The sequence below is a fragment of the Sutcliffiella sp. FSL R7-0096 genome, assembly GCF_038595065.1.
GTDB lineage: Bacteria > Bacillota > Bacilli > Bacillales > Bacillaceae_I > Sutcliffiella_A.
Genome location: NZ_CP152003.1, coordinates 4,775,424 through 4,799,057, shown reverse-complemented (window position 1 = coordinate 4,799,057; position 23,634 = coordinate 4,775,424). Strand labels below are relative to the sequence as shown.

Annotated in this window: 27 protein-coding genes; all 27 read left to right on the top strand. The window is 44.4% G+C overall.

From position 1 onward, the window contains the following. Positions 1–179: 179 nt before the first annotated feature. The 27 genes from MKY77_RS24470 (at position 180) to MKY77_RS24340 (ending at position 23,527) form a co-directional block, all read left to right on the top strand. The gene (locus tag MKY77_RS24470) at positions 180–479 is read left to right on the top strand and encodes a EutN/CcmL family microcompartment protein (RefSeq protein ID WP_339148179.1); all 300 of its coding nucleotides are present in this window, start codon (positions 180–182) and stop codon (positions 477–479) included. Positions 480–481: 2 nt separating this feature from the next. After that, complete coding sequence (locus tag MKY77_RS24465) at positions 482–1,915, top strand: aldehyde dehydrogenase family protein (RefSeq protein WP_342515554.1); 1,434 nt, start codon at positions 482–484, stop codon at positions 1,913–1,915. Between the two features lie 125 nt (positions 1,916–2,040). Beyond that, complete coding sequence (locus tag MKY77_RS24460) at positions 2,041–2,319, top strand: BMC domain-containing protein (protein WP_339149911.1); 279 nt, start codon at positions 2,041–2,043, stop codon at positions 2,317–2,319. A 13-nt stretch (positions 2,320–2,332) separates the two neighbouring features. Beyond that, positions 2,333–3,172 carry a triose-phosphate isomerase gene (gene tpiA, locus MKY77_RS24455; RefSeq protein ID WP_339148176.1) on the top strand — a complete coding sequence of 280 codons (840 nt, stop codon included), beginning with the start codon at positions 2,333–2,335 and terminating at the stop codon, positions 3,170–3,172. A gap of 3 nt (positions 3,173–3,175) precedes the next feature. After that, the gene (locus tag MKY77_RS24450) at positions 3,176–3,631 is read left to right on the top strand and encodes an RpiB/LacA/LacB family sugar-phosphate isomerase (protein WP_064099691.1); all 456 of its coding nucleotides are present in this window, start codon (positions 3,176–3,178) and stop codon (positions 3,629–3,631) included. Between the two features lie 16 nt (positions 3,632–3,647). Further along, on the top strand, positions 3,648–3,932 hold the full coding sequence (locus MKY77_RS24445) for a EutN/CcmL family microcompartment protein (RefSeq protein WP_063559153.1): 285 nt from the start codon (positions 3,648–3,650) through the stop codon (positions 3,930–3,932). Beyond that, positions 3,933–4,208, top strand: coding sequence for a BMC domain-containing protein (locus MKY77_RS24440; protein WP_064099689.1), 276 nt, complete (start codon positions 3,933–3,935; stop codon positions 4,206–4,208). Next, positions 4,205–4,468 carry a EutN/CcmL family microcompartment protein gene (locus MKY77_RS24435; RefSeq protein WP_339148175.1) on the top strand — a complete coding sequence of 88 codons (264 nt, stop codon included), beginning with the start codon at positions 4,205–4,207 and terminating at the stop codon, positions 4,466–4,468. Before MKY77_RS24440 ends, MKY77_RS24435 begins: the two co-directional genes overlap by 4 nt. 180 nt (positions 4,469–4,648) lie before the next feature. Continuing rightward, positions 4,649–5,296 carry a deoxyribose-phosphate aldolase gene (gene deoC / locus MKY77_RS24430; RefSeq protein ID WP_339149910.1) on the top strand — a complete coding sequence of 216 codons (648 nt, stop codon included), beginning with the start codon at positions 4,649–4,651 and terminating at the stop codon, positions 5,294–5,296. A 304-nt stretch (positions 5,297–5,600) separates the two neighbouring features. Beyond that, on the top strand, positions 5,601–5,801 hold the full coding sequence (locus MKY77_RS24425) for a helix-turn-helix transcriptional regulator (protein WP_339148174.1): 201 nt from the start codon (positions 5,601–5,603) through the stop codon (positions 5,799–5,801). A 728-nt stretch (positions 5,802–6,529) separates the two neighbouring features. Then, on the top strand, positions 6,530–7,942 hold the full coding sequence (locus tag MKY77_RS24420; RefSeq protein ID WP_339149909.1) for a sodium/glutamate symporter: 1,413 nt from the start codon (positions 6,530–6,532) through the stop codon (positions 7,940–7,942). Between the two features lie 209 nt (positions 7,943–8,151). Then, positions 8,152–9,012, top strand: coding sequence for a MurR/RpiR family transcriptional regulator (locus MKY77_RS24415; protein ID WP_339148173.1), 861 nt, complete (start codon positions 8,152–8,154; stop codon positions 9,010–9,012). Then, positions 9,005–10,015 carry a serine hydrolase domain-containing protein gene (locus MKY77_RS24410; RefSeq protein WP_339148172.1) on the top strand — a complete coding sequence of 337 codons (1,011 nt, stop codon included), beginning with the start codon at positions 9,005–9,007 and terminating at the stop codon, positions 10,013–10,015. The genes MKY77_RS24415 and MKY77_RS24410 overlap by 8 nt, the downstream gene beginning before the upstream one ends. Before the next feature lie 220 nt (positions 10,016–10,235). Continuing rightward, positions 10,236–11,516: a sugar ABC transporter substrate-binding protein gene (locus MKY77_RS24405; protein WP_339148171.1), complete on the top strand. Its 1,281-nt coding sequence runs from the start codon at positions 10,236–10,238 to the stop codon at positions 11,514–11,516. A 187-nt stretch (positions 11,517–11,703) separates the two neighbouring features. Continuing rightward, positions 11,704–12,657: a sugar ABC transporter permease gene (locus tag MKY77_RS24400; protein WP_339148170.1), complete on the top strand. Its 954-nt coding sequence runs from the start codon at positions 11,704–11,706 to the stop codon at positions 12,655–12,657. Positions 12,658–12,667: 10 nt separating this feature from the next. Beyond that, positions 12,668–13,492: a carbohydrate ABC transporter permease gene (locus tag MKY77_RS24395; protein WP_339148169.1), complete on the top strand. Its 825-nt coding sequence runs from the start codon at positions 12,668–12,670 to the stop codon at positions 13,490–13,492. 32 nt (positions 13,493–13,524) lie between these two features. Beyond that, positions 13,525–14,442, top strand: a complete 918-nt coding sequence (gene murQ, locus MKY77_RS24390; protein ID WP_339148168.1) for an N-acetylmuramic acid 6-phosphate etherase — start codon at positions 13,525–13,527, stop codon at positions 14,440–14,442. Positions 14,443–15,107: 665 nt separating this feature from the next. Beyond that, positions 15,108–17,147 (top strand): catalase, encoded by a 2,040-nt coding sequence (locus MKY77_RS24385; protein ID WP_339148167.1) that lies wholly within the window; start codon positions 15,108–15,110, stop codon positions 17,145–17,147. A gap of 266 nt (positions 17,148–17,413) precedes the next feature. Continuing rightward, a complete protein-coding gene (locus tag MKY77_RS24380) occupies positions 17,414–17,905 on the top strand; it encodes a lactoylglutathione lyase family protein (RefSeq protein ID WP_339148166.1) in 492 nt (163 codons plus the stop codon). A 173-nt stretch (positions 17,906–18,078) separates the two neighbouring features. After that, on the top strand, positions 18,079–19,056 hold the full coding sequence (locus MKY77_RS24375; RefSeq protein WP_339148165.1) for a zinc-binding dehydrogenase: 978 nt from the start codon (positions 18,079–18,081) through the stop codon (positions 19,054–19,056). A 354-nt stretch (positions 19,057–19,410) separates the two neighbouring features. Further along, on the top strand, positions 19,411–19,935 hold the full coding sequence (locus MKY77_RS24370; protein WP_339148164.1) for a DUF6773 family protein: 525 nt from the start codon (positions 19,411–19,413) through the stop codon (positions 19,933–19,935). A 5-nt stretch (positions 19,936–19,940) separates the two neighbouring features. Then, complete coding sequence (locus MKY77_RS24365; protein ID WP_339148163.1) at positions 19,941–20,138, top strand: helix-turn-helix transcriptional regulator; 198 nt, start codon at positions 19,941–19,943, stop codon at positions 20,136–20,138. A 65-nt stretch (positions 20,139–20,203) separates the two neighbouring features. Further along, positions 20,204–21,007, top strand: coding sequence for an alpha/beta hydrolase (locus tag MKY77_RS24360; RefSeq protein WP_339148162.1), 804 nt, complete (start codon positions 20,204–20,206; stop codon positions 21,005–21,007). A 102-nt stretch (positions 21,008–21,109) separates the two neighbouring features. Next, on the top strand, positions 21,110–22,069 hold the full coding sequence (locus tag MKY77_RS24355) for a DUF3445 domain-containing protein (RefSeq protein WP_339149908.1): 960 nt from the start codon (positions 21,110–21,112) through the stop codon (positions 22,067–22,069). Further along, complete coding sequence (locus tag MKY77_RS24350) at positions 22,066–22,539, top strand: hypothetical protein (RefSeq protein ID WP_339148161.1); 474 nt, start codon at positions 22,066–22,068, stop codon at positions 22,537–22,539. Before MKY77_RS24355 ends, MKY77_RS24350 begins: the two co-directional genes overlap by 4 nt. Positions 22,540–22,560: 21 nt before the next feature. Next, positions 22,561–22,719: a hypothetical protein gene (locus MKY77_RS24345; protein WP_339148160.1), complete on the top strand. Its 159-nt coding sequence runs from the start codon at positions 22,561–22,563 to the stop codon at positions 22,717–22,719. A gap of 34 nt (positions 22,720–22,753) precedes the next feature. Beyond that, positions 22,754–23,527, top strand: a complete 774-nt coding sequence (locus tag MKY77_RS24340) for a PDR/VanB family oxidoreductase (protein ID WP_339149907.1) — start codon at positions 22,754–22,756, stop codon at positions 23,525–23,527. The last annotated feature ends 107 nt before the right edge of the window (positions 23,528–23,634 follow it).

Genomic DNA, 23,634 nt, shown 5'->3' with positions numbered 1-23,634 from the left:
AGTGGATTGGAGCGGAAGGCACTCGACTCCTGCGGGGGGATAGCGACAATCTTGAGACCCCGCAGAGCGTAGCCTGAGGAGGGCTCAAGGTCGCCCCGCGGAAAGCGAATGCATGCAGCGAAAAGGAACGGTTAAACTAATATGCTTTAATAGGCTCCTAGAAAGGAGGCAACGCACTCATGATCATTGCAAAAGTAACAGGCTCCATCGTCGCAACCACCAAAGCGGAAAAACTCAAAGGCAAAAAGCTGCTGATCGTCACACCGCTTGATATAAAAACAATCGAAGAAGATGGAAAACCTCTTGTTGCCATCGACACAGTCGGGTCTGGCGTAGGGGAAGTCGTCTTGATCGTAAGCGGAAGCTCTGCGAGACAGACAGAAATTACGAACGGGGTACCTGTTGACGCTGCCATTGTAGGCATCGTGGATCAGATAGAACTGAACGGATCCCTGACCTTTACAAAAGGAGGTAATTAAACGTGCAAATCAAGGAAAGCGACATAAAAGAAATGGTTGCTCAAGTCCTTGCCCAGCTTGGGGGGGAAAACAAACAGCCCTCACCTGCTCCTGAACAGGGAAACAGCGAGGTCCCACTCGGAAAAGGTGTGTTTCGCACTGTCGATGAAGCTGCAGATGCTGCAACAGAAGCATGGGACAAGCTGAGGGCGATCCCACTTGAAACACGCAAGAACATGATAGAAAAGATGCGGGAAGTAAGCAGGGAGCATGCCCAAGCCCTTGCAGAGCTCGCAGTCAAAGAAACGGAACTTGGACGAGTGGAGGACAAGGTGGCGAAGAACCTCTTGGCTGCTGATAAAACACCTGGAGTGGAAGACATTGTTGCCACTACCTATTCCGGGGACGGGGGCCTGACCCTAGTCGAGTATTCACCAGTTGGTGTTTACGGTGCCATCACCCCATCCACGAACCCGGCAGCAACCATCATCAACAACTCTATCTCTCTAGTAGCAGCAGGGAACGCGGTTGTTTTCAACCCACACCCAAGTGCTAAGCAAGTTTCCATCAAAACCATGCAGCTTTTAAATGATGCGATTGTGGCTGCAGGAGGGCCTGCCAACACGCTTACTTCTGTTGCGAGTCCCAACATTGAGACATCTAACGAAGTGATGAAGCATCCGAAAGTAAAGGCGTTAGTCGTAACAGGCGGTGGCATCGTTGTTCAGGCGGCAATGAGCTCCGGGAAGAAAGTGATTGCCGCAGGTCCCGGGAACCCACCGGTGGTCGTGGATGAAACAGCAGTTATTTCCAAAGCTGCAAAAGACATCGTAACCGGCGCAAGCTTTGATAACAATGTCCTCTGCACAGCGGAAAAAGAGGTGTTCGTTGTCGAAAAAGTAGCCAACTCCTTAAAAAGTGAGATGGCCAAAAACGGTGCCATCGAACTGAAAGGCTTTCAGTTGGACAAGCTCCTTGAAAAAGTGCTGGTCAAAAAAGGGGAGAAGCACTATCCGAACCGCGATTTTATCGGAAAGAACGCATCCGTTCTGCTTGAAGCGGCAGGCATCAGGACTGACGCCAATGTAAGGCTCATCATTGCAGAAACAAAGGAAGATCACCCATTGGTACACACTGAAATGCTAATGCCAATCCTGCCAATTGTCAGAGTATCAGATGTGGATAAAGCGATCAGTCTTGCTGTGAAAGCTGAAAAAGGAAACAGACACACTGCCATCATGCATTCTCAGAATGTCACCAACCTGACAAAGATGGCAAAAGAAATTCAAGCAACCATCTTTGTGAAAAACGGTCCATCTGTTGCAGGTCTTGGCTACCAGAGTGAAGGGTTTACCACCCTCACCATTGCAGGTCCGACGGGAGAAGGGCTTACTTCAGCAAAAACCTTCACCCGCCAAAGACGTTGCGTGCTGGTAGACAGCTTTAGAATCATTTAGGAGGGGGATGAAAAATGGCAGAACTGAATGAACTACCTCAAGAGGGACAGCCTGTGGAACCACCTAAAAAAACGAAAAAGCAATCAAAATCCAAAACTATTAAACAACCATTAGGAGGAATTCAAATGAGTCAAGAAGCATTAGGAATGATCGAAACAAAAGGTTTAATCGGGGCAATTGAAGCAGCAGACGCAATGGTAAAGGCAGCAAACGTAACACTTGTAGGAAAAGAACTCGTTGGTGGCGGACTTGTGACAGTTATGGTACGCGGTGATGTAGGAGCTGTAAAAGCGGCAACAGAAGCTGGAGCGGATGCAGCAGGACGAGTCGGGAACCTAGTATCTGTACACGTAATCCCACGTCCAAACTCCGAAGTAAACGGAATTCTACCGGCAGCGAAATAGTAGGTAGAGTAGGATGGATCAATCCATTAAAGCCTATATCAAACAACTTGTCCAAGAGGCGGTAGAGCAATCCACTGGTTCTTTGAACAGCTTGCCATCCAGTACCGGCAGGAAGCAATACGTCATCGCCAATTGGAAGATGAACAAAAACATCCAGGAAACGCTGGACTTTTTACAACAGCTTAAAGAAGGAAACGGGGTGGAAGTGGTGGTTTGCCCACCTGCCCCACTCCTGTATCCCGCAAAGCTTTACGTCCAAGGACAAAATAAAGAGATTCAAATAGGTGCCCAAAATGTTCACCAAGAAGAAAAAGGCGCCTACACAGGGGAAACGGCTGCAAGCCTGTTAAAAGATCTTGGTTGCACTCATTGCATCATCGGACACTCCGAAAGAAGGCAATACGCACAAGAAGATGATGCAACCGTGAACCTAAAAGCAAAACAAGCCTTAAAAAAGGGTCTGACCCCTATCATCTGCATTGGGGAAACCTTGGAACAAAAGCAGCAGAACCAGACAGAAAAGGTGTTGACCAAACAGATTCTCGGTGCCATGGACGGAATGGATGTTTCCCAGGTGGTTTTCGCGTATGAGCCGGTATGGGCAATCGGAACTGGGGAATCTTCGACAGCGGAGGAAGCACAGCGCATCCATGCATACATCCGTGCTGTTCTCGCTCATCTTGATAAGGAGAACGCAGAGAAGGTCAGCATTTTATATGGCGGATCTGTAAATGAGAACAATGCGAAAGAGTTCGCGGCGATGACCGACATTGATGGAGTGCTTGTCGGTGGTGCTAGCCTGCAGGTAGATTCTTTTCAGAAAATAATCGCTGTATTTGCCAAAGGAGCGTAGAAAATGAAAAAAGTTGCAATCGGTAGCGACCACGGTGGATACGAGCTTAAAGAAGCTTTAAAAGGCTATTTGACGGAGCTTGGATATGAATACCTCGATTTCGGCTGCAAAGCGAATGAATCGGTGGATTATCCGGATATCGCATTCTTTGTTGGCGAGTGTGTCGCGACAAACCCGGATTACGTTGGCATCATGATTGATGGTGTTGGCGTCGGGAGCGGCATGGTATTAAACAAGATACCGGGTGTCCGCGGAGCAGTCTGCTGGGACCTGTCCTCTGTGATCAATAGTCGTGAACACAATAACGCCAACGTCTTATCCATCGGTGGTCAGTTCATCGGGGAAGGCCTTGCCAAGCAATTGGTGAAAAAATGGCTGGAAACCGAATTTGCAGGTGGCCGCCACGATCGTCGCGTCACAAAAGTTATGGAAATCGAAAGTCGTTTTATTAAACGCTGAAAGCAGGTTTAGACCCATGTTTGTAGCAAAAGTGATTGGAAATATGATCTGTACCCATAAAGACGAAAACCTCAAAGGGTTGAAACTGTTAATCGTCCAACCAGTAGATGATCAGTTGCAGGATAAAGGCAAACCACTTGTTGCTATTGACACAATCGGTCAATCGGGAGAAGGGGACCTTGTTTATCTTGCTAAAAGCAGGGAATCCTCTCTGCCATTGAACAAAGATCTTGTCCCATCGGATGCTGGGATACTAGGAATAATTGACTATTACAACGTAAAACGAATGGAGGAAATATAAATGAGCAACGCTTTGGGCATGATCGAAACAAAAGGTTTAGTAGGTGCAATCGAAGCAGCAGATGCCATGATGAAGGCTGCAAATGTTTCTTTAGTTGGAAAAGTTCAAGTTGGCGGCGGATTAATCACTGTATTGGTACGTGGTGATGTAGGAGCTGTAAAGGCAGCAACAGAAGCGGGAGCGGATGCAGCGCAACGTGTAGGCGAATTCCTATCTGTACATGTGATCCCAAGACCACATTCCGATATCGAAAAAATTCTTCCAACCACTCTATGAAACTGGCAAAAGTCGTTGGAAATGTCGTTTCGACGATTAAAACACCAAGTCATCAAAACAAAAAGCTCATGGTCGTCATCCCGGTGGACGAGAGCGGCAAGGAATGTGGCGATGCCATGATTGCTTTCGACCGCTTTCACGCAGGTCCCGGTGACTATGTACTGATACTCGAAGAAGGTGGAGCGGCAAGAGATATATTAGAGGATCCCAAAGGCTCTTTTGATGCCGTCATTGCCGGAATTGTCGACCGATTACATTAATGCGAGGTGAACACAATGCAAATGGAAGCATTGGTGGAACAAATTACGAATCAAATCATGGAACAACTGACAAATAAACAACAGCTGGCAGAAGGAAAACCTGCAGCTTCAACTGCTTCTACCGGCACCAGCTATGCGAATGCATCATCCAACCTGATCACAGGACCTTCTATCGCAAGAATGATCGACCATACTCTATTAAAGCCAGAAAGCACAAAAGAGCAGGTCGTCAAGCTATGTGAAGAAGCGAAAGAATACAACTTCGCAACAGTATGTGTCAATCCTTACTGGGTTTCCACAGCTGCTCAAGAGCTGCAGGGTTCCAATGTAGGGATTACGACAGTAGTCGGCTTCCCTCTTGGTGCTACCAACAGTTTTGTAAAAGTTTCCGAGACTCGGGATGCGATTGCAAGTGGTGCAACCGAGATTGACATGGTCATGAACATCGGTGCCCTTAAATCCGGCGACTTTGAAACCGTCAAAAAAGACATCGAAGCGGTCGTGCTTGCTGCAAAAGGCCAGGCACCAGTGAAGGTCATCATTGAAACGGGTCTTTTGGAAACAGAAGAAAAGAAGAAAGCTTGTATTCTGGCAAAAATGGCCGGAGCAGATTTCGTGAAGACTTCCACAGGCTTCGGACCAGGCTGTGCCACAGCAGAGGACATCAAGCTCATGCGTGAAGCAGTCGGCCCTGACATGGGCGTCAAAGCGTCAGCATGTGTACGTGATTTGGATACAGCCAGAAAACTGGTTCAAGCAGGCGCAACAAGAATCGGCGCAAGCTCCGGGATCGCCATCGTAACAGGCGGCAAAGGGACAGGATATTAAAACGTTAACAATACAGGATGCCAAAAGGACAACTTCCTCGGCATCCTGTTGTTTTTAATAGTTGTTAAGTAACATAGCTGTTGATTGGAGCAATAGGTGAAGACTCCTGCGGGGGGATAGCGACAATCTTGAATCCCTGCAGGGCGTAGCCCGAGGAGGCTCAAAATCGCCAAGCGGAAAGCGAAGCCGTTTGCGGAAATCATCAGCGGTGTATGACAGATATTTAAATATTGAAAAATTCTAAATATTTTTATATAATATATTGTAAGCGTTTGCATCAATTAGTTACTGGAGGGGGATTTAGGTGAACCATATTGGAAATCAACTTAAGAATGCAAGAACCAGACAAGAGATAGAAATCGACCATCTTGCCGCACTATCAGGCTTGCCTGTAGACACCATCGCAGCAATCGAGTCAGGTACAATGGACGTGCAAGTTTCCACCCTACATAAGCTCTCAGAAGTATTAAGATGCTCATTCTCTGTTGGAGACATGTCTATATAATAGTTTTAAAAGGAACCGCGGGAAACTCCGGTTCCTTTTTTTTATGTGGCAATCATCTCCTTTCTTTATTAAGGACGATACAAGCGGTATTTTGTTGGTTCTATCCCTCCGCAATGACGACTGACTCTCCCATTTTTGAAGAGATGGTGGTTCCATAGGTTCGCTAAGACGACTGACTTTCCCTTTTTTGAGGAGATGGTGGTTCCATAGGTTCGCTAAGACGACTGACTTTCCCTTTTATGAAGAGATGGTGGTTCCATAGGTTCGCAATGCCGACTGACTTTCCCATTTATGAGTAGATGGTGGTTCCATAGGTTCGCTAAGACGACTGACTTTCCCATTTATGAGTAGATGGTGGTTCCATAGGTTCGCTAAGACGACTGACTTTCCAATTTTTGAGGAGATGGTGTTTCCATAGGCCCGCTATGGCGACTGACTTTCCCTTTTTTGAGGAGATGGTGTTTCCATAGGATCTCAATGCCGACTGACTTTCCCATTTATGAGGAGATGGTGGTTCCATAGGATCTCAATGGCGACTGACTTTCCCGTTTTTGAGGAGATGGTGGTTCCATAGGCCTGCTAAGACGACTGACTCTCCCCTTTTTGAGGAGAAGATGGTTCCATCCCTCCCTATGACGACGGACTTTTTCTATGATTATCCTTCTGGTTAATAGGGTACTGATTTTATATGAAGAATAGAGTATATAAGGTGGGATGTCCGTTTGAACATGTCTCCTGAATTAATCGGTTTCAGTTTTATAATTTTAGGAGCCCTTTTGATTGCCGGAAAGTGGCTGCGTGTATCGCTCCCATTTTTGCAAAAGTTCTTTGTCCCGAGTTCCATTCTAGCAGGTCTTATCGGACTCCTTTTAGGTCCTGAAATACTAGGCAAGCTTGGAGTGGAACTGTTTGATACTGGAGGACTTTTTCCGGAAAATATGCAAAAGGTATGGGGAGAGCTTCCCGGATTGTTGATCAGTGTCGTTTTTGCTTCCTTTTTTCTTGGAAAAACCCTTCCTCACATTAAGAAAATCTGGAAAATCTCCGGACCCCAAATTACTTTTGCCCACTTTATTTCATGGGGACAATATGTGGTTGGTATCACGTTGGCCATTTTGGTCCTCACTCCTCTATTCGATTTGAACCCTGCTGCTGGTGCACTGCTTGAGATAAGTTTTGTCGGTGGTCACGGGACTGCTGCTGGTTTATCAGGGACCTTTTCGAGTGTAGGCTTTGAGGAAGGCAAAGATCTGGCGGTGGGCTTAGCGACAGTCGGTGTACTAACGGGAGTGCTGCTTGGGATGGCACTTATTAACTGGGGGGCACGCAAAGGGAAGACCGAAATACTTTCAAGCCCCAACGATATTTCTGATGAACAGTTGGTCGGGATTATTGCAAAAGAGGATCAGGAGGAAGCGCCGGTAGGCAATAAAACGACACGCTCAGAATTTATTGAGACGTTCACCGTACATTTTGCTTACATAGGTGTTGCTATCGGGATAGGTTTTCTTATATTAGAGGGGTTAATTCTTCTCGAGGAAGCACTATGGGTGGATCAAATCGAATTGTTTACCCATTTGCCATTATTCCCCCTCGCAATGGTGGGAGCCATCCTTGTTCAACTCTTTATGAGCAAGTTTGTGAAGCGTAGCATTTTGGACGTTGGTATCGTTAACAGGATTCAAGGATTTGCCCTTGACCTTCTCATCACCTCGGCTATCGCTACCCTTTCTCTTACAGTGATCGGGGAATATTGGTTGCCGTTCTTACTAATGTCCTTGACGGCAATCGGCTGGAATGTTCTGGCTTTTATTTTTATCGCTCCTCGTATCATGCCAAATTACTGGTTTGAAAGAGGAATTGGAGATCTCGGACAAGCAATGGGAATGAGTGCGGCTGGTGTATTACTGATTAATTTAGCGGACCCAGAGGAAGAGAGTCCTGCAAAGGAAGGATTCAGCTATAAACAGTTGTTACTTGATCTCATAGTCGGGGGCGGGATAGCAACAGCTGCATCCATTCCCTTTATTGTCGCGTTTGGACCAATCCCAGCTCTCATTCTGGCCACTGTGGTCATGGTCGGATGGTTGTTGCTGGGAATCTTCCACTTTGGAAAAAAGCAGGAAAGTCAGGGAAGTTGAGATTGCGCAACGAAGCGAGGAGACTGGTAAGGTGCCCATATAAAAGTTATCTAAGGAACCGGGAAAAACTCCGGTTCCTTTTCTATTTTAGGGCATATTCTCTTTACCAAAAGAGTTGCGTGAAACAAAACTACAAAATAATGATTGATTTATGAAATTTTATTTTATAAAATAAAGAGTAAGAAATATCTGAAAAAGAGGAAGGCCTTATGAATAGAGAATTAATTTTTATCCAGGAAAGCTTACATACCTTCAAGCCGTCGGAACGGAAAGTAGCTGAATTTATACTAGAAAAACCGGCGGAAGTGGTGAATATCTCCATTCAGAAGCTAGCTGAGAATGCGCAGGTCAGTGAAGCGACCATCATCCGTCTTTCCCGTTCGCTCCAGTGCAGGGGATTCAAAGAGCTTAAATTAAAAATTGCCTACGACCTGGCAAAGGCGAAAGCAGAAAAGAAGCTGGAGGGCTACGAGGACATCCCGAGGGATGATTCGGTTTCCTCGATGATTCATTCTGTTTCCCACAACAATATACAAGCGATCCATAATACGGTGGATGTGTTGGATGAAGCAGAGTTAGAAAGAGCCATAGAGCTGATTTCAAAGGCCAGAGTGGTTGCTGTTTATGGGATTGGGGCATCGGGCCTTATTGCCATGGACTTCAAACAGAAGCTCACTCGTATCAACAAATGGTGTGAAGCGGCTTATGACAAGGACACCCAGGTGACCATCGCTGCCAACCTATCAGATGCGGATGTCGCATTTGGCATTTCCTATAGCGGCCAGACGAAGGATATCATCGAATCGCTGAAGGTGGCAAAAGAAAATGGGGCATCTGTTATTTCACTCACAAGATCGGGTGAGAATCCGACATCGGCACTTGCAGATGTAAAACTGAACACCACAAGTTTAGAACGAAATGTCCGGAGTGGCGCAACAAGCTCACGGATTGCCCAGCTGAATGTCATTGATATTTTATTCTTCGGAGTGATGAAGCTGGATCAGGACCGAAATATCAAAGCATTGGATAAAACGCGTAAGGCAGTGGAGGCGTCCAAGCAACATGTATAAAAAATATATCGATAGTTTGATAGAAAACAAAGAGCTGCCTGGAGCAGTCCTATATGTGAGCAGAAAAAAACAACCTCTATGCCATAAAGCTGTCGGTAGCTTTATAGGGACCGATGAGCAGCAATATCTCGTAACGGAAAATACTTTATTTGATGTTGCCTCCCTGACCAAAGTGATCGCAACTTTGCCTGCAAGTCTATTGTTGTTGAGTAAAGAAGACTTGCACCTTGAACATCCCGTGCAACACTATCTGCCGGAATTCAATCATGCAGCAGTGACGGTTGGGGATCTTCTGTCACACCGCTCAGGCCTGCCACCGGATCTTCCGTTTGTAGCAAGGGACGGGCAAAGGGATGTGATGGCTGTCATCTATCAAACGGAGCTTCAGCAAGCTCCAGGAAAGAAGGTTGCTTATAGTGACCTGGGGATGATCTTATTAGGGAAAGTCATTGAGAAAATCGCAGGCCAGCCACTCGATGTATTTACGAACGAGCAAATTTTCTCACCATGGGGATTACATAATACAGGCTTTAATCTTCCGGTAAATCTGAAAGCGCTCTCTGCTTCTACTGAAAAGGTCGGGGCTCGTTTCGTTCAAGGGGAAGTTCATGATGAAAAAGCCTTCCACCTGGGAGGGGTGAGTGGTAGTGCGGGGTTATTTTCTACGGCAGAAGATGTCGCTAGGTTTGCTGCACACTTTCTGTATCCGGAGGAGCAGGATGTCATTCCACCAGAACTGATGCGAATGGCAACGAGGCATAAACAATCGAACCGGGGACTTGGTTTTGAAGTGTGGAACGGGGAAGGGGACCCGCTGTCATGTGGGCAAAACTGGTCCATAGGTTCATTCGGCCATACAGGTTTCACCGGGACCAGTGTCTGGGTCGACCCGCAGGAAGAACTGATTGTGGCATTCCTGACCAATGCGGTCCACTATGGAAGGTCGACCAACATAAGAACCATCAGAAAAACATTACACACGATGATATACTCCTCCATCTAAGAGGAGATTTCATAAATATTTTTGGCTCTTATAATACATGGTATTTCTAGCTGTTGATTGGAGCGATAGGCGAAGACTCCTACGGGAGGTAGAGCTTGGTGGAGACCCCGCAGGCTTGCAGAGGAGGCTCCAGCAGGTCCCCGCGGAAAGCGAAGCCTAGCGCGGAAATCAACAGCGGTGTACGAACAGAGCCATATTTTAAAAACAAGGGGGATTCACAGTGAAGGGTATAGGGAGAATTTGGTTAGTTGGCTTAATGGCACTAATGCTAGTTGTTTCATCAGCATGCTCCAACGAATCTGGAGGATCAAACAACGACAACAACAAGGACGAAGAAAGTGTCACATTGACCATCGGAAGCTGGAGAACAGAGGATGGACCAAACTATAAAAAAGTAATTGAGGCATTCAACGAAAAGCACCCAGAAATTAAAGTAGAATTCAAACCGTCCAAAAATACAGAGTATAACACGATTCTAAACACTTCCCTGCAAGCAGGAGAAGGTCCGGACATCATTCACCTTCGTCCATATGCGCCAGGACTTGAATTGGCAAAAGCAGGTTATATTGAGCCGATTGATGGCTTGAATGGATTGGATACATTCCCGGATGAAACCTTGCAGGCTTCAAGAGGCGAAGACGGCACGCAATATGGTGTTCCTTTGAACTTAAGTACAACACAAGTTTTTTACAATAAAGCTATTTTCAAAGAGCATGGTCTAGAAGAACCGAAAACTTGGGATGAGTTCATGGCAATCAATGAAAAGCTGAAAGAAGAAGGAGTTACACCTCTAGCATTCGGAACAAAAGAGGGCTGGTTATTATCTCTGGCTCACGGTATTTTCGGTCCAGCACACTGGGGTGGAAATGAATTTGTAGAGAAGATCTCTAAAGGGGAAACTGATTTCACAAGCCCTGAGTTCGTGAAATCCATTGAAGTAATGGAAGAATTGAAAGAATACTTCCCTAACAACTCAGAAGGTCTTGGCATGGAAGATATCCGTACACTATTCTTCACAGGTCAGGCGGCAATGTTCCCTCTAGGAAGCTGGGAAATTGAAGTATTACGTGAAATGAACCCTGATTTGGAGCTTGGTTTCTTCCCAATGCCTTCAGCAGTTGGCAAAGAGCCTACCCTTACAACATGGGTGGATGGATCATTCGGTATCAATGCTAACTCCAAGCATAAAGAAGAAGCGAAGAAATTCTTGGAATTCTTAACTACAGAAGAGTTTGGTGAACTATTCACAACGAACTTCAAGATGATCAGTGCCATCCCAGGCGTCCAATCTGATAACGAATTGGTAAACGACCTTAGCGCGGCGGTAAGTGACTACTCTACACCATACATGATGCTTGTCTACTTTGCTGGTGGTAACCCATCCTCCAAAGTGACCATCGAAACAGAACTACAAGGAATGTATATCGGTGAGCAAGATGTAGACGGAGTCGTAAAAACGTTGCAAGAAAACACAGAGGCTTGGTTTGAGCCATTTCAATAAGTAATAGTTTTTTAGCTGTTGATTGGAGCAAAAGGCGGAGATTCCAGCGGGAGGGTAGCGGCAATGTTGAGATCCCTGAAGTGTTGTGAGGAGGCTCAAGGTCGCCCTCTGGATAAGCGAAGCCATTTGCGGAAATCAATAGTGGTGTTCAAGCAGAAAAGCACAATAATGTAAGGTGGCGGAGAATATGCAAATCGAAACCAGTACACCCATAGTCAAACAAAAGAAAACAAGAAACTGGAAAAGATGGGCCATCCATCTTTTCCCTGTTCCCGCCCTGCTAATCTTCAGCGTTTTCATCGTTTATCCACTAGTAGCTGCCTTATCTTACAGTTTTTACGACTGGAATGGAATTTCAAGAGGGGCATTTGTAGGGTTTAAGAACTTCATTGATCTATTCACGTTGCAACCTTTCAGCAGTATGTTCTGGAATGCCGCAAAGAACAATGTTTTGTATTTTGTCGTACAGATGGTCGTTCAAAATGGGATTGCATTTGTCTTGGCATTTATTATCTACAAAAAGATCAAAGGGGCGGAATTCTTTAAGATTGCCTACTTTTTACCACGATTATTGTCCGTCATTGTGGTTGGTTTCCTATGGAAGCTAATTTTGAACCCGAACTTCGGTGCACTGAATGTCATTTTAGGGGAATTCGGCTTGGAATCCTTACAGAAGGCGTGGCTTGGGGACCCTAAAACAGCACTTATGACCATCATTTTGGTTAACTGTTGGTTTGGCATTGGATTTGCGATGTTAATCTTCCTTGCAGGGCTGCAATCCATTCCAAAAGAATTGATGGAAGCGGCCAAGCTTGATGGAGCAAATGGTACGAAGGTGATTACAAAAATCATCCTCCCATTAATGGTTCCCTCCATCATGATTATGACGGTTTTAACCTTCATTCAGTCCTTTGAGGCGTTTGAACTTGTCTATGCTATGCAGGGATCACAAGGAGAGCCGTATTACTCCACAGACTTGCTGGCAGTATTCTTTTACCGTTTAGCATTCGGTGGTTCAGCAGCCGGCAGTTCAACTGCAGTCGGATTAGGTTCCGCGCTAGCTGTGGTATTGTTCTTATTTATTGCAACATGTACCGCTCTATTGCTTAAATTCATGCAGAAAAAACAAGTGGAAATGTAGGTGAAAAAAGGTGAAACAGACATTATGGACGAGACCACTATACTATATCATTGCCTTTGCATTCGCCACGATCAGCTTGTATCCGATTTTGTTAATGGTGTTGTCCTCCTTTAAACCGAGTGCAGAGATATTCATGAATCCTCTAGCTTTTCCAAAGAGCTTCAGCTTGGATACGTATAGGAAGTTGTTAGAGGAAGTGCCGTTTGGTACCTATTTCTTCAACAGTGTGTTTGTAAGTGTTATTTCTGTCCTCCTTATATTGGTTACAACATCGTTAGCGGCATTCTATATTGCTAGATATACGTTTTGGTGGAATAATATTTTGTTTTTCTTCTTCCTGATGGGGATGATGATTCCAATCAAACTTGGGATTGTGCCATTATTTATTTTAATGAAAGACCTTGGCCTGTTGAATTCACTATGGTCTCTTATTTTTATGTACACAGCAGGGGGGATTCCATTATCCATCCTCATATTGACCGGTTTCTTCCGGACGATGCCTGTGGAGTTGGAGGAAGCAGCAAGAATGGATGGTGCAAGTGACCTTAGGGTCTTGTGGAGCGTATTGATCCCTTTGATACGACCGGCTCTGGGGACGGTGATGATCATTAACTTCATCTCATCATGGAATGATTTCTTCTTCCCATTAATATTTATTACCGATGAAATGAAAAAGACAATCCCTGTGGGAATGCTTTCACTATTTGGGGAATATTCCGCGGACTGGGGGACGCTTTTTGCCGGATTGACCTTATCCTCCCTTCCTATGATCATCTTATTCTTTATCGCATCTAAACAATTTATGGATGGCCTGACAGCCGGGGCCGTGAAATAAAGTGTCTGCTTGAACCGGATTGGAGGAACGTAATGAATGATTTTGATATCAACCCTATACATTTAACAGAAATGAAAAATCTTCACTCGGAAAATCTACATGACTTTTCCACGATGAAAATTATCCAAGTGATGAATCAAGAGGATAAAACGGTTGCAAATGTTGTAGAAAAAGCCCTGCCTCAAATCGCAAAGGCCATAGATGCCATCACAAGCGCGCTTGAATCAGGGGGCAGGCTTTACTATATAGGGGCGGGTACAAGCGGTCGTCTTGGCGTGCTGGATGCGTCTGAGTGCCCTCCTACATTTGGGGTACCGGGGACATTGGTCAATGGAATAATTGCAGGCGGGGAGCAAGCCATACGCTTTCCCATTGAAAACGCAGAAGATGACGAACAGGCAGGAGCGGACGAGGTGGCATCCCTCCTGACGAAACAGGATGTGCTCGTAGGGATTGCATCAAGTGGGAGAACACCTTACGTCCTTGGCGCTATAAAAAAGGCCAATGAGCTTGGCATTCCAACAGTGGGAATTTCTTGTAACGAAGGTTCTGTGTTGTGCTCCTTATCAGAGTATCCGATCGATCTTCCCGTAGGGCCAGAGGTTGTGACAGGGTCGACCAGGCTAAAGGCCGGCACCGCCCAGAAGATGGTCCTGAACATGATTACAACAGCGACCATGATCAAGTTGGGCAAAGTCTACAACAATCTGATGGTCAATGTGCAAGCGACAAATGAAAAGCTGAGAAAACGGTCGATCTCGATCATCCAGGACATCACAGGAGCGGATGAAGCGACAGCAAAAGAGATGAACCTCAAGGCAAATGGGGACACAAGAGTCGCGATTCTGTTGATTTTATATGGATTGGATGTACAGGAAGCACAGAATGTCATTCGCGAGAATCATGACCACTTCCCAAAGGCGATTAAGGCTCTAGAAAAAAGAAAATAGTTAAGTGAAAGGCATGCATTCCAACTGGGATGTGTGCCTTTTTTTCGATTAACCTCAGTGAAGTGGAAATCTGGAGGGAGGTGTCTTCATGGAGGTTATGAAGACCTCCGTGACGTGAAAATCGAGGGGGAGGTGTCTTCATGAAGGTTGTGAAGACCTTCGTGACGTGAAAATCGAGAGGGAGGTGTCTTCATGAAGGTTATGAAGACCTTCGTGACGTGAAAATCGAGAGGGAGGTGTCTTCATGAAGGTTATGAAGACCTTCGTGACGTGAAAATCGAGAGGGAGGTGTCTTCATGAAGGTTATGAAGACCTTCGTGACGTGAAAATCGAGGGGGAGAAGTCTTCATGGAGGTTATGAAGACCTCCTTGTAGCGGAAATCGAGAGGGAGGTGTCTTCATCGATGTATCAGGACCGGGAGTATTTTGCCAAGGTTAGCATGTTAAACCCATTAGTAGCCATATAATTGCCCTTCAGCACAATTCAAACAAAGAGGTTCCATAAGCGCACGTGCTTACCACCCGCATGCTGGAAAGAAGGAGTTTCCTCTATCTCCAATTTTTCTTATCTTTTCCATTTATCTAGTTTGCTCTCTACTTTCAAAGGGTACGGAAAAAAGGTATGTCCTTTTTACATATTCTAATTTAAGGAGTGGAGCGGCTAAGTGAGTAAAAAAGTGAACGAGCAAAGCAAACATGACCAATTAGATCAGTACAGGGTGGATGATGAAGGAAAGACGATGACCACCAATCAGGGACTCAAGGTTTCAGAGGATGAGTTTTCCTTAAAAGCCGGCGAACGCGGACCAACCCTGATGGAGGACTTCCACTTTAGAGAAAAGATGACACACTTCGATCATGAGCGTATCCCAGAAAGAATTGTTCATGCAAGGGGATTTGCGGCACATGGCGAATTTGAATTATATGAATCAATGGAAAAGTATACGAAAGCGAAATTCCTTCAGGATCCTTCCGTAAAGACCCCTGTATTTGTTCGTTTTTCGACGGTTGCAGGTTCAAAGGGATCTGCGGAGACCGTTCGTGATGCACGTGGCTTTGCAACAAAATTTTATACAGAAGAAGGAAACTATGACCTCGTAGGAAACAATATTCCGGTATTTTTCATACAGGATGCGATGAAATTCCCTGATCTGGTTCATGCCCTTAAGCCTGAGCCACACAATGAAATGCCACAAGCGGCTTCTGCCCATGACACGTTCTGGGACTTTGTCGCCAACAACCAGGAATCGGCGCATATGGTGATGTGGGCGATGTCGGACCGCGCCATCCCTAGAAGTCTGCGCATGATGGAGGGCTTTGGCGTCCATACATTCCGATTCGTGAACGCAGAAGGGAAAGCACATTTTGTGAAGTTCCACTGGAAGCCTGTACTTGGAACCCATTCCCTTGTTTGGGACGAAGCACAGAAAATCAACGGGAAAGATCCGGATTTCCACCGTCGTGACCTTTGGGAATCCATTGAAAATGGGGATTATCCGGAGTACGAGTTTGGTGTCCAGTTACTTTCAGAAGAAGACGAGTTCATGTTCGACTTTGATATTCTAGACCCGACAAAAATTTGGCCGGAAGAAGATGTTCCCGTCAAAATCATCGGAAAATTGACCTTGAACCGCAATGTGGACAATGTATTTGCCGAAACGGAACAGGTGGCATTCCACCCTGGTCATGTTGTGCCCGGCATTGATTTCTCCAATGACCCATTGTTGCAGGGACGTCTGTTTTCCTATACAGATACACAGCTTATCCGCTTAGGGGGCCCGAACTTCCATGAGTTGCCGATCAACAGGCCGGTATGTCCGTTTCATAATAATCAACGAGATGGCTACGGTCGCCAAACGATTAATAGGGGACAGGTAAGCTATCATAAAAACTCCCTGGCTTCCAATACCCCTAGACCGGCAAGTGAAGAGGAAGGCGGCTATGTGCACTATCAGGAGAAAGTGGAAGGTAGGAAAGTGAGAGCGAGAAGTGATAGTTTCAAGGACCATTTCACACAAGCGACCCTTTTCTGGAATAGCATGAGCAAGCCGGAAAAAGAGCATATCAAAGAGGCGTTCAGCTTTGAACTTGGAAAAGTAAAGAGTGAAGACGTGAGACAGCAGGTGGTCGACATGTTTGCCAATGTCAGCATGGAGCTTGCACAAGCAGTGGCAGAAGAGATTGGGGCAACTCCGCCAACAGGGACAGGCTCATCTGTCACTAAATCATCTCCTGCTCTCAGCCAGGAAAATACGGTGAAAAAGCCTGCCACAAGAAAAGTGGGCGTTATCATCTCTAATGATTTCAATGGCAAGGAAGTTGCCTCTGTATTGGAATCCTTGAAGGCGGAGGGAATGCAGCCAGAGATTATCAGTAGCAAGCTTGGTAAGGTGACTGGTAATGGTGGTGTTGAGCTAGAGGTAGACCATACGTTCCTGACGTGTGATTCTGTTCTTTTCGATGCGCTTTACGTGGTAGGTGGAAAAGACATTGATAAGAAATTCGACCGTGAAACAACCTACTTCGTGGAGGAAGCTTATGATCATTTCAAACCGATCGGGGCTACACATGAAGGAAAGCGATGGTTGGAGAAACTGGAGATTTCCGAGGCTCCAGGTGTGGTAAGCGGTGAAGCAGATCAATTTGTGAGGGCTTTTGTGGAGGCTGTTTCGGCACATAGACATTGGAACAGGGAAGCGATTTAGTTTTAGCATATGATGAAGAACAGTCCAATTAGGTAAATGGTTGGGCTGTTTTTTTATAGGACCATTTTCAAGGGCACAATATACTTGAGGTCACCATTTGCCACCGATTACGTTTAGAGCGCGGTTTACAGGGAAGTCTGTCGGTTCCACGTGAAACAGTCCTTTCTTTGTCAGGTCAGTTACTTAAAAGTACCTACTTTTTTATTTAAGCATTTTATTTTACCCTTTCATTATTAGCAAATTTTATTAACCGAGGAGGATGACCATTGAGATATCCAAGAACTTTTTCGCATATAGGATTATCCGTTCCCAACCTGGAACATGCAGTGAAATTTTATACAGAGGTGATGGGTTGGTATGTCATTATGGAACCTGCTGAAGTAGTGGAAGATGACTCTGCCATAGGTGTCATGTGTACGGATGTTTTCGGAGAAGGGTGGGGGAAATTCCGCATCGCCCACCTCGCTACTGGAGACAAAATCGGAATTGAGTTGTTTGAGTTCCCGCAAAATGAAAAGCCGGAAAACAACTTCGAATACTGGAAGACTGGCATATTCCATTACTGCGTTCAGGACCCCGATGTAGAAGGCCTTGTAGAGAAAATCGTCGAGCATGGAGGCAAGCAGCGCATGCCAATCCGTGAATACTATCCAGGAGAAAAGCCATATCGCATGGTCTACTGTGAAGATCCATTCGGCAATTTAGTGGAGATTTACTCGCACTCCTATGAGCTGACTTACTCTGAAGGAGCTTATTAATTGGCTCTTTTCTCAAAGATTGTTGCTATCTTCTAGTCAAAAGTCGGCAATTGGACTTTTTACAAGAAAAGTCGGCAATTGGACTTTTCACTGATTAGAAACTTTAAAAAATGCAGTAATAAATTTCGTACTACAAGGAAAAGAGCTTATTAACTTTAGAAGGGGGAAACGTTATGAATGCATGGTTATTAAAAGAAGCAGGAAGTCTGGACCACATGGAATGGGGAGAGATCGCTGATCCGAAAGAGGACAACGGCGAGCTGCTGATCAAAGTAAAAACAGTTTCCTTGAATCCTGTTGATTATAAAGTGGCCTTGAACGGCAATCCGGCTTGGAGCTATCCGCATATTGTCGGGGTGGATCTTGCCGGTGAGGTGGTTTCGGTTGGAGAAGGTGTAACGGATTATAAAGTTGGCGACCGTGTTGCAGTTCATACAAGCCTTGCAAAAAAAGGTGCGTTTGCCGAGCTTGCGGTTGTGGATGCAAGAGCTGCAGGACACATTCCAGATGGTGTATCTTATGAAAATGCCGCAGCCATTTTATGTGCCGGCATGACTGCTTACGAAGCAGTGGTTCAGAAATTGAATGCCACCCATAAGAAGAACATCCTCATTCATGCAGGTGCAGGTGGGGTAGGTGGGTTTGCGATCCAATTGGCGAAAATGCAAGGGTTGAAAGTATTTACAACAGCTTCTGCTTCCAATCATGACTGGGTGAAGAAACTCGGAGCGGATGTAGCCATCGATTATAAAGAAGAAAATGTGACGGACCGCATCATGGAGGAAACAAACGGACGTGGAGCCGATATGATCTTAAATACAGTTGGTCGCGATGTCGCCACAGAAGATTTAAACCGCCTTGCCTTCTCAGGCCATCTGGCGTACATTGCAGGCGCTCCAGACCTTTCTGGTGTCAAACCATTCACCCTATCCCCATCCATCCATGAAGTGGCTCTAGGAGCAGCTCACGCGAGTGAAGAGGAGAGAGCAGTTAAGAACCTAGCTTTTATGGCAGAAGAGTTAATGGGAATGGTGAAAAACGGTAGACTGAATTCTCTCGTGACAAAAGTACTTCCTCGGGAAGAACTCGTGCAAGGCCTGAAAGAGCTGCAAGGAAGGCATGTTAAAGGGAAAATTATTGTGAAAATGTGAAACGCTTGGAAAAGGAAGTCGGGATTCTAATCTCGGCTTTTTTCCTTGGAAGATAGTATAAACATAAGGTCTAAATAATCGTTTTCAGCTGATTTTGTCGTTCGCCAGAATACTAGTTAGAAGCGCCCATAAAATTATATTTCCACCCGATTGCATGCCAAAAAACGCCCGTAATTAATAATGATCGCCCGGAAGCTTTTTATAAGCTCATAGCTCGCTGAATCCATTTAGACCGAATGAGTCTATTTCCTGAAAATAAAAATATATACGACTAAATGTCATACATATATTGCACAATGTAATATAAAATGTATAATATGAAATATAATCCAGTTTTATAAAGGGGTGTTGGGAATGAATATTTTCGGTGGGGCAACAAAGGTGGAAGATGAGCGAATTGTGACTGCTCAAAACAAGATTTATAGAGAAATCTATTATCTCGTAATGGGAATCTGTCTTATTTCCATTGGATTCAAGTTTTACCATTACGGTTTTGCTGTTAGTCCAATTTACACAGAGCTAGCAATACTGTTTCTGCAGGGCGTTTATTATACATTAAGAGGTTCAAGTCTGGGCGTGCTTTCAGATGAGGTGGAGATGCATGATCGTAAAAGTAAAGTTCCGATGAAGTGGAAGACTCTTCTTTGGGGGCTGGCTTTTGGTGTCTTCATAGCAATATTTTTCGGGCTAAACAGTGCCTTTAATTATGCTGACACAACTGCACAAGCATATTCCTACTTTTTTATGGTGTTCTTTGTTTCCTTAATCATATATATACCTGTCTTGGTGCTATTATCAGGTGGTACCTTCCTTGCTGCTATGAACCGCAGCAAAAGGGTGGCAGATAAAGAACTAGAAGAAGACGAAATAAAGCGGTGACCAACATGAAAAACATAAAAATGAAAATGGCAAGAGTGGAAAAGGATTTGTCTCAAGAAGAACTGGCCAAGATTGTAGGGGTTTCCAGACAGACAATCGGACTGATCGAACTCGGGAAATACAATCCAAGCCTCAGTCTATGCCTTTCTATATGCAAAGCCTTATCGAAGACCTTAGACCAGTTATTTTGGGAAGCGCAGTAAAAAGAAATAATTCCCCCCATAGGTAAATATACATTTTGTATGACAGTTTATTAGGGGGGATACCTTTGCCAAAACTGGAAGTGAAACCTGGTGTGGAACTCTATTATGACGACCATGGTGAAGGAACACCGGTCATCTTCATTCATGGGGTTTGGATGAGCAGGAAGTTTTTTCAAAAGCAGCTGCCTTTTTTCAAAAAGGAACACCGTGCTATCACCATAGATTTAAGGGGGCATGGCGACTCTGCACAAGTGTCGGAAGGGCATACCATTTCCACGTATGCGAAGGATCTACAAGCGTTCATTTCTAAGCTGGAACTGAAGGATGTCGTGCTGGTTGGCTGGTCCATGGGTGCATTTGTCATATGGGAATATCTACAGCAGTTTGGGGAATCAAATGTAAAAGGAACGGTCATTGTAGATGAACTCGCGTCTGACTTCAAATGGCCGGATTTTCCTATCGGTGCCTTTGATCTGCCCACTCTCATCCATTTTATGAGAGAGGTTCAGGAAAACAGGGAGGGCTTCCTGAAAGGATTTATTCCCCTCATGTTCAAGGAGGAAGTTGAACCTATAGAAATGGACTGGATGCTTGAGGAGACGTTGAAGCCTACAACAGGGGTCGCAAGCGCCATTCTTTTTGATCAGTCCATTGTGGATTATCGTTCCACTTTTTCTTCCATAACCAAACCATCCTTGCTCTGTTTTGGAAAAGAGGAAAAGCTCATACCTGTAGCAGCAGGGGAGCATTTGAAGGAATCCATCGCAAATAGTGAGCTGGTTCTTTTTGAGGAAAGTTGCCATTGTCCGTTCCTAGAGGAAACAGAAAGGTTCAATAGGGAAGTTTACAATTTTATAAAATCACTCTAAGAAGTGCCTGGCCACAGTTGAAATGACTGGCCAGGCCCTTTTCGTGTTGATGAACCGGTTCTTTTTCCTTAGAATGAAAGTATGGAATTTTCAGAAAAAGAGGTGGCTAATTTGAACTTGACCGAGGAACTAAGGAGATTCCCCTATCCATTTAAAGGAGATACTTACCGCTATTCCAATAACTCGACTCTACTGACTCCACCCAGAAGCATTGATATTACAGGGACTTATCAAAAGGAAATAAAATTAAAAAGATCCTTATTAACTGAGTATCATACTCGATGTTTTCAATCCTTTCCGACTACAAACAAGGCTCAGTGGGAAGCGATGGAGCTTGTGATGACAAATCTGGCCACCTATTTTCCAGAAAGCTTTTCCCTTAAAGTGGAAGATGAGAAGCACATCTTCACTAATCACATTCTTTGTGAAAAGCATGAATTTATAATGGGCGACGACTCCACTTTACCTTATGAGCCCTTGGATTTCATTGGAAGACAGGTGCAAGAAGATCTTATCCTCATGATGCAGCGGGACGGCGATTTATATCTGGATGCCGGCCAACTGTGCTTTCCTGCAAATTGGTCACTGGCATTTAATCACGGCCTGAGCTTTAAAAACATACATTTTCCCATTCCTGGGTTTAAGGAAGAGGGATTGGACGAACGAATCCTTCAATTTTTATTAAACTTGGAGGCAGGGAATCCATGGGGGAGGAAAAACTGGTCCCTTATGGCCGGAAACAGAATGGATACTTCCATAGAAACCTTTAATGTTTGGGGCAAAGAAAGGAGGAAGGTAACGAAAGAAAATGCAGGTGAGTTCGTGCATTTGCGGGTGGAGGTTCAAAAGTTATTTCGACTGCCCCGCTCCAATGCGATTTTGTTTACCATTCATACCCACCTTTTATCTCTAGAGAAACTGATAGAGATTCCTGAGTGGCGAAATCAACTATATCAAATCTTAGTAGAGCTTCCCCCACATATAGCAGATTATAAAGGGATTTCATTATATAAGGAAAAGGTTTTAGCCTATATCGAACAGAAAGGGGATAGGGATCTTTGATCGATATAAAGAACAAACTGATCTTTCACCTGGGTAAAAAGCACTATGTTCTTTGTGCGGATGAGGTGGGCTTAAGTAGATTGAATCCATTAAAGAAAATCTTAACGAATCGAGCGTTGTCTTTTGAAGAAATACATCTGGAACGAAGGTGTTCTCTTGAGGTGGACAATTTGCTTGGTAAGCAGAAGATGGGAACTTATTTATATGTTGCAGCAGAAAGGGAGAGGCTTAGGGAAGTATTGTTTACAGCAAATAAGCTAGGGTATTCTTCTCAAGAAGCGCAGTTTCTTAGAGTAGGAGAGGAAGAAAAGAGGATGTTTTGTTGCAAATGCCACTTCATATTTAGATTAGAAAACACAGTGAATACAGGTGAGTATATAAACTGTACAGCATGCAGCTTGAAGCTGGAAGTGTCCGATTATTATTCTCCTCTAAAAGATGCCTATTTAGGTTATGTTGCAGAAGTATAAGGAGATAAAGGGGGGATTATTATGGTAGCAGATAACAGGTTAGAGGTGAGGATAAAAGCAATAACAAAAGTAACCAACACGATTAAACGTTTTACTTTCATGCAGACAAATGAGGAACCATTACCGGCTTTTAGTGCGGGTTCTCATATAATCGTATACATGAAGGGAAGGGGAGCTTGAAAGAAGGTATTCCCTTGTTGGGAACCTTGAGAGCATATCTAATTACCAAATTGCGGTCAAACTTCAAGAAAGATCCTCAGGAGGGTCAGCCTTTTTACATACCAAAGTTAAAATAGGAGATATTTTACAAATTAGTTTTCCAAAAAATTATTTTCCTCTTAGTTCCCGTGCTAGACACCACCTTTTCTGTGCAGCGGGAATTGGCATCACTCCTTTTTTATCCATGATGCGTGAACTAAAAGAACAAGGAAAATCCTTTGAACTTCACTATTCTACAAAAACAAAAAACGACTGTGCGTTCTACTCCTATTTATTAAAGGAATACCCACAACAGACTCATTTCTACTTTTCTAAAGAAGGAAATCGAATGGATCCCAGCATGCTAGTAGAACAATATATTGGCACCCATTTATATTTATGTGGTCCGGAAAGGTTTACTACCTCTTTTTCTCATGCTGCGACCGCCCATGGCTATCCATCTACAAGCATTCATTACGAGTATTTTTTTCCACCCGACATATATAAACCTCGTCCTTTTATTTTGGAACTCGCAAATGGTAGTTTTCTGTCTGTTTCTGCCGAAAAATCTACCTTGGATACATTAATAGAAGCAGGATACCCTGTATCATACTCATGTAAAGTCGGGCGTTGTGGAACTTGTCAGCTTCCCATTTTAGAAGGGGAGGCAGAGCACCACGATTCCTTCTTATCATCAAAACAAAAAGATTTACAAACATGTTTTTTACCATGTGTATCCAGAAGTAAAACAGAAAAACTTAAGATTAACCTTATTAAAATACACGTTTAAAATGGAAGTTATTAGAAGTATACAAATTATGTAGACAAGTTTACAAGTTGTATACAATTGTAGACAAATAAGTAAACAAGTATACGAATGCGTGTACATGTTGATAT

Coding starts and splice junctions, on each gene's coding strand:
- MKY77_RS24470 (WP_339148179.1), top strand. CDS start 180: ATGATCATTGCAAAAGTAACAGGCTCCATCGTCGCAACCACCAAAGCG.
- MKY77_RS24460 (WP_339149911.1), top strand. CDS start 2,041: ATGAGTCAAGAAGCATTAGGAATGATCGAAACAAAAGGTTTAATCGGG.
- tpiA (WP_339148176.1), top strand. CDS start 2,333: ATGGATCAATCCATTAAAGCCTATATCAAACAACTTGTCCAAGAGGCG.
- MKY77_RS24450 (WP_064099691.1), top strand. CDS start 3,176: ATGAAAAAAGTTGCAATCGGTAGCGACCACGGTGGATACGAGCTTAAA.
- MKY77_RS24445 (WP_063559153.1), top strand. CDS start 3,648: ATGTTTGTAGCAAAAGTGATTGGAAATATGATCTGTACCCATAAAGAC.
- MKY77_RS24440 (WP_064099689.1), top strand. CDS start 3,933: ATGAGCAACGCTTTGGGCATGATCGAAACAAAAGGTTTAGTAGGTGCA.
- MKY77_RS24435 (WP_339148175.1), top strand. CDS start 4,205: ATGAAACTGGCAAAAGTCGTTGGAAATGTCGTTTCGACGATTAAAACA.
- deoC (WP_339149910.1), top strand. CDS start 4,649: ATGATCGACCATACTCTATTAAAGCCAGAAAGCACAAAAGAGCAGGTC.
- MKY77_RS24420 (WP_339149909.1), top strand. CDS start 6,530: ATGTCTCCTGAATTAATCGGTTTCAGTTTTATAATTTTAGGAGCCCTT.
- MKY77_RS24415 (WP_339148173.1), top strand. CDS start 8,152: ATGAATAGAGAATTAATTTTTATCCAGGAAAGCTTACATACCTTCAAG.
- MKY77_RS24410 (WP_339148172.1), top strand. CDS start 9,005: ATGTATAAAAAATATATCGATAGTTTGATAGAAAACAAAGAGCTGCCT.
- MKY77_RS24400 (WP_339148170.1), top strand. CDS start 11,704: ATGCAAATCGAAACCAGTACACCCATAGTCAAACAAAAGAAAACAAGA.
- murQ (WP_339148168.1), top strand. CDS start 13,525: ATGAATGATTTTGATATCAACCCTATACATTTAACAGAAATGAAAAAT.
- MKY77_RS24375 (WP_339148165.1), top strand. CDS start 18,079: ATGAATGCATGGTTATTAAAAGAAGCAGGAAGTCTGGACCACATGGAA.
- MKY77_RS24370 (WP_339148164.1), top strand. CDS start 19,411: ATGAATATTTTCGGTGGGGCAACAAAGGTGGAAGATGAGCGAATTGTG.
- MKY77_RS24365 (WP_339148163.1), top strand. CDS start 19,941: ATGAAAAACATAAAAATGAAAATGGCAAGAGTGGAAAAGGATTTGTCT.
- MKY77_RS24345 (WP_339148160.1), top strand. CDS start 22,561: ATGGTAGCAGATAACAGGTTAGAGGTGAGGATAAAAGCAATAACAAAA.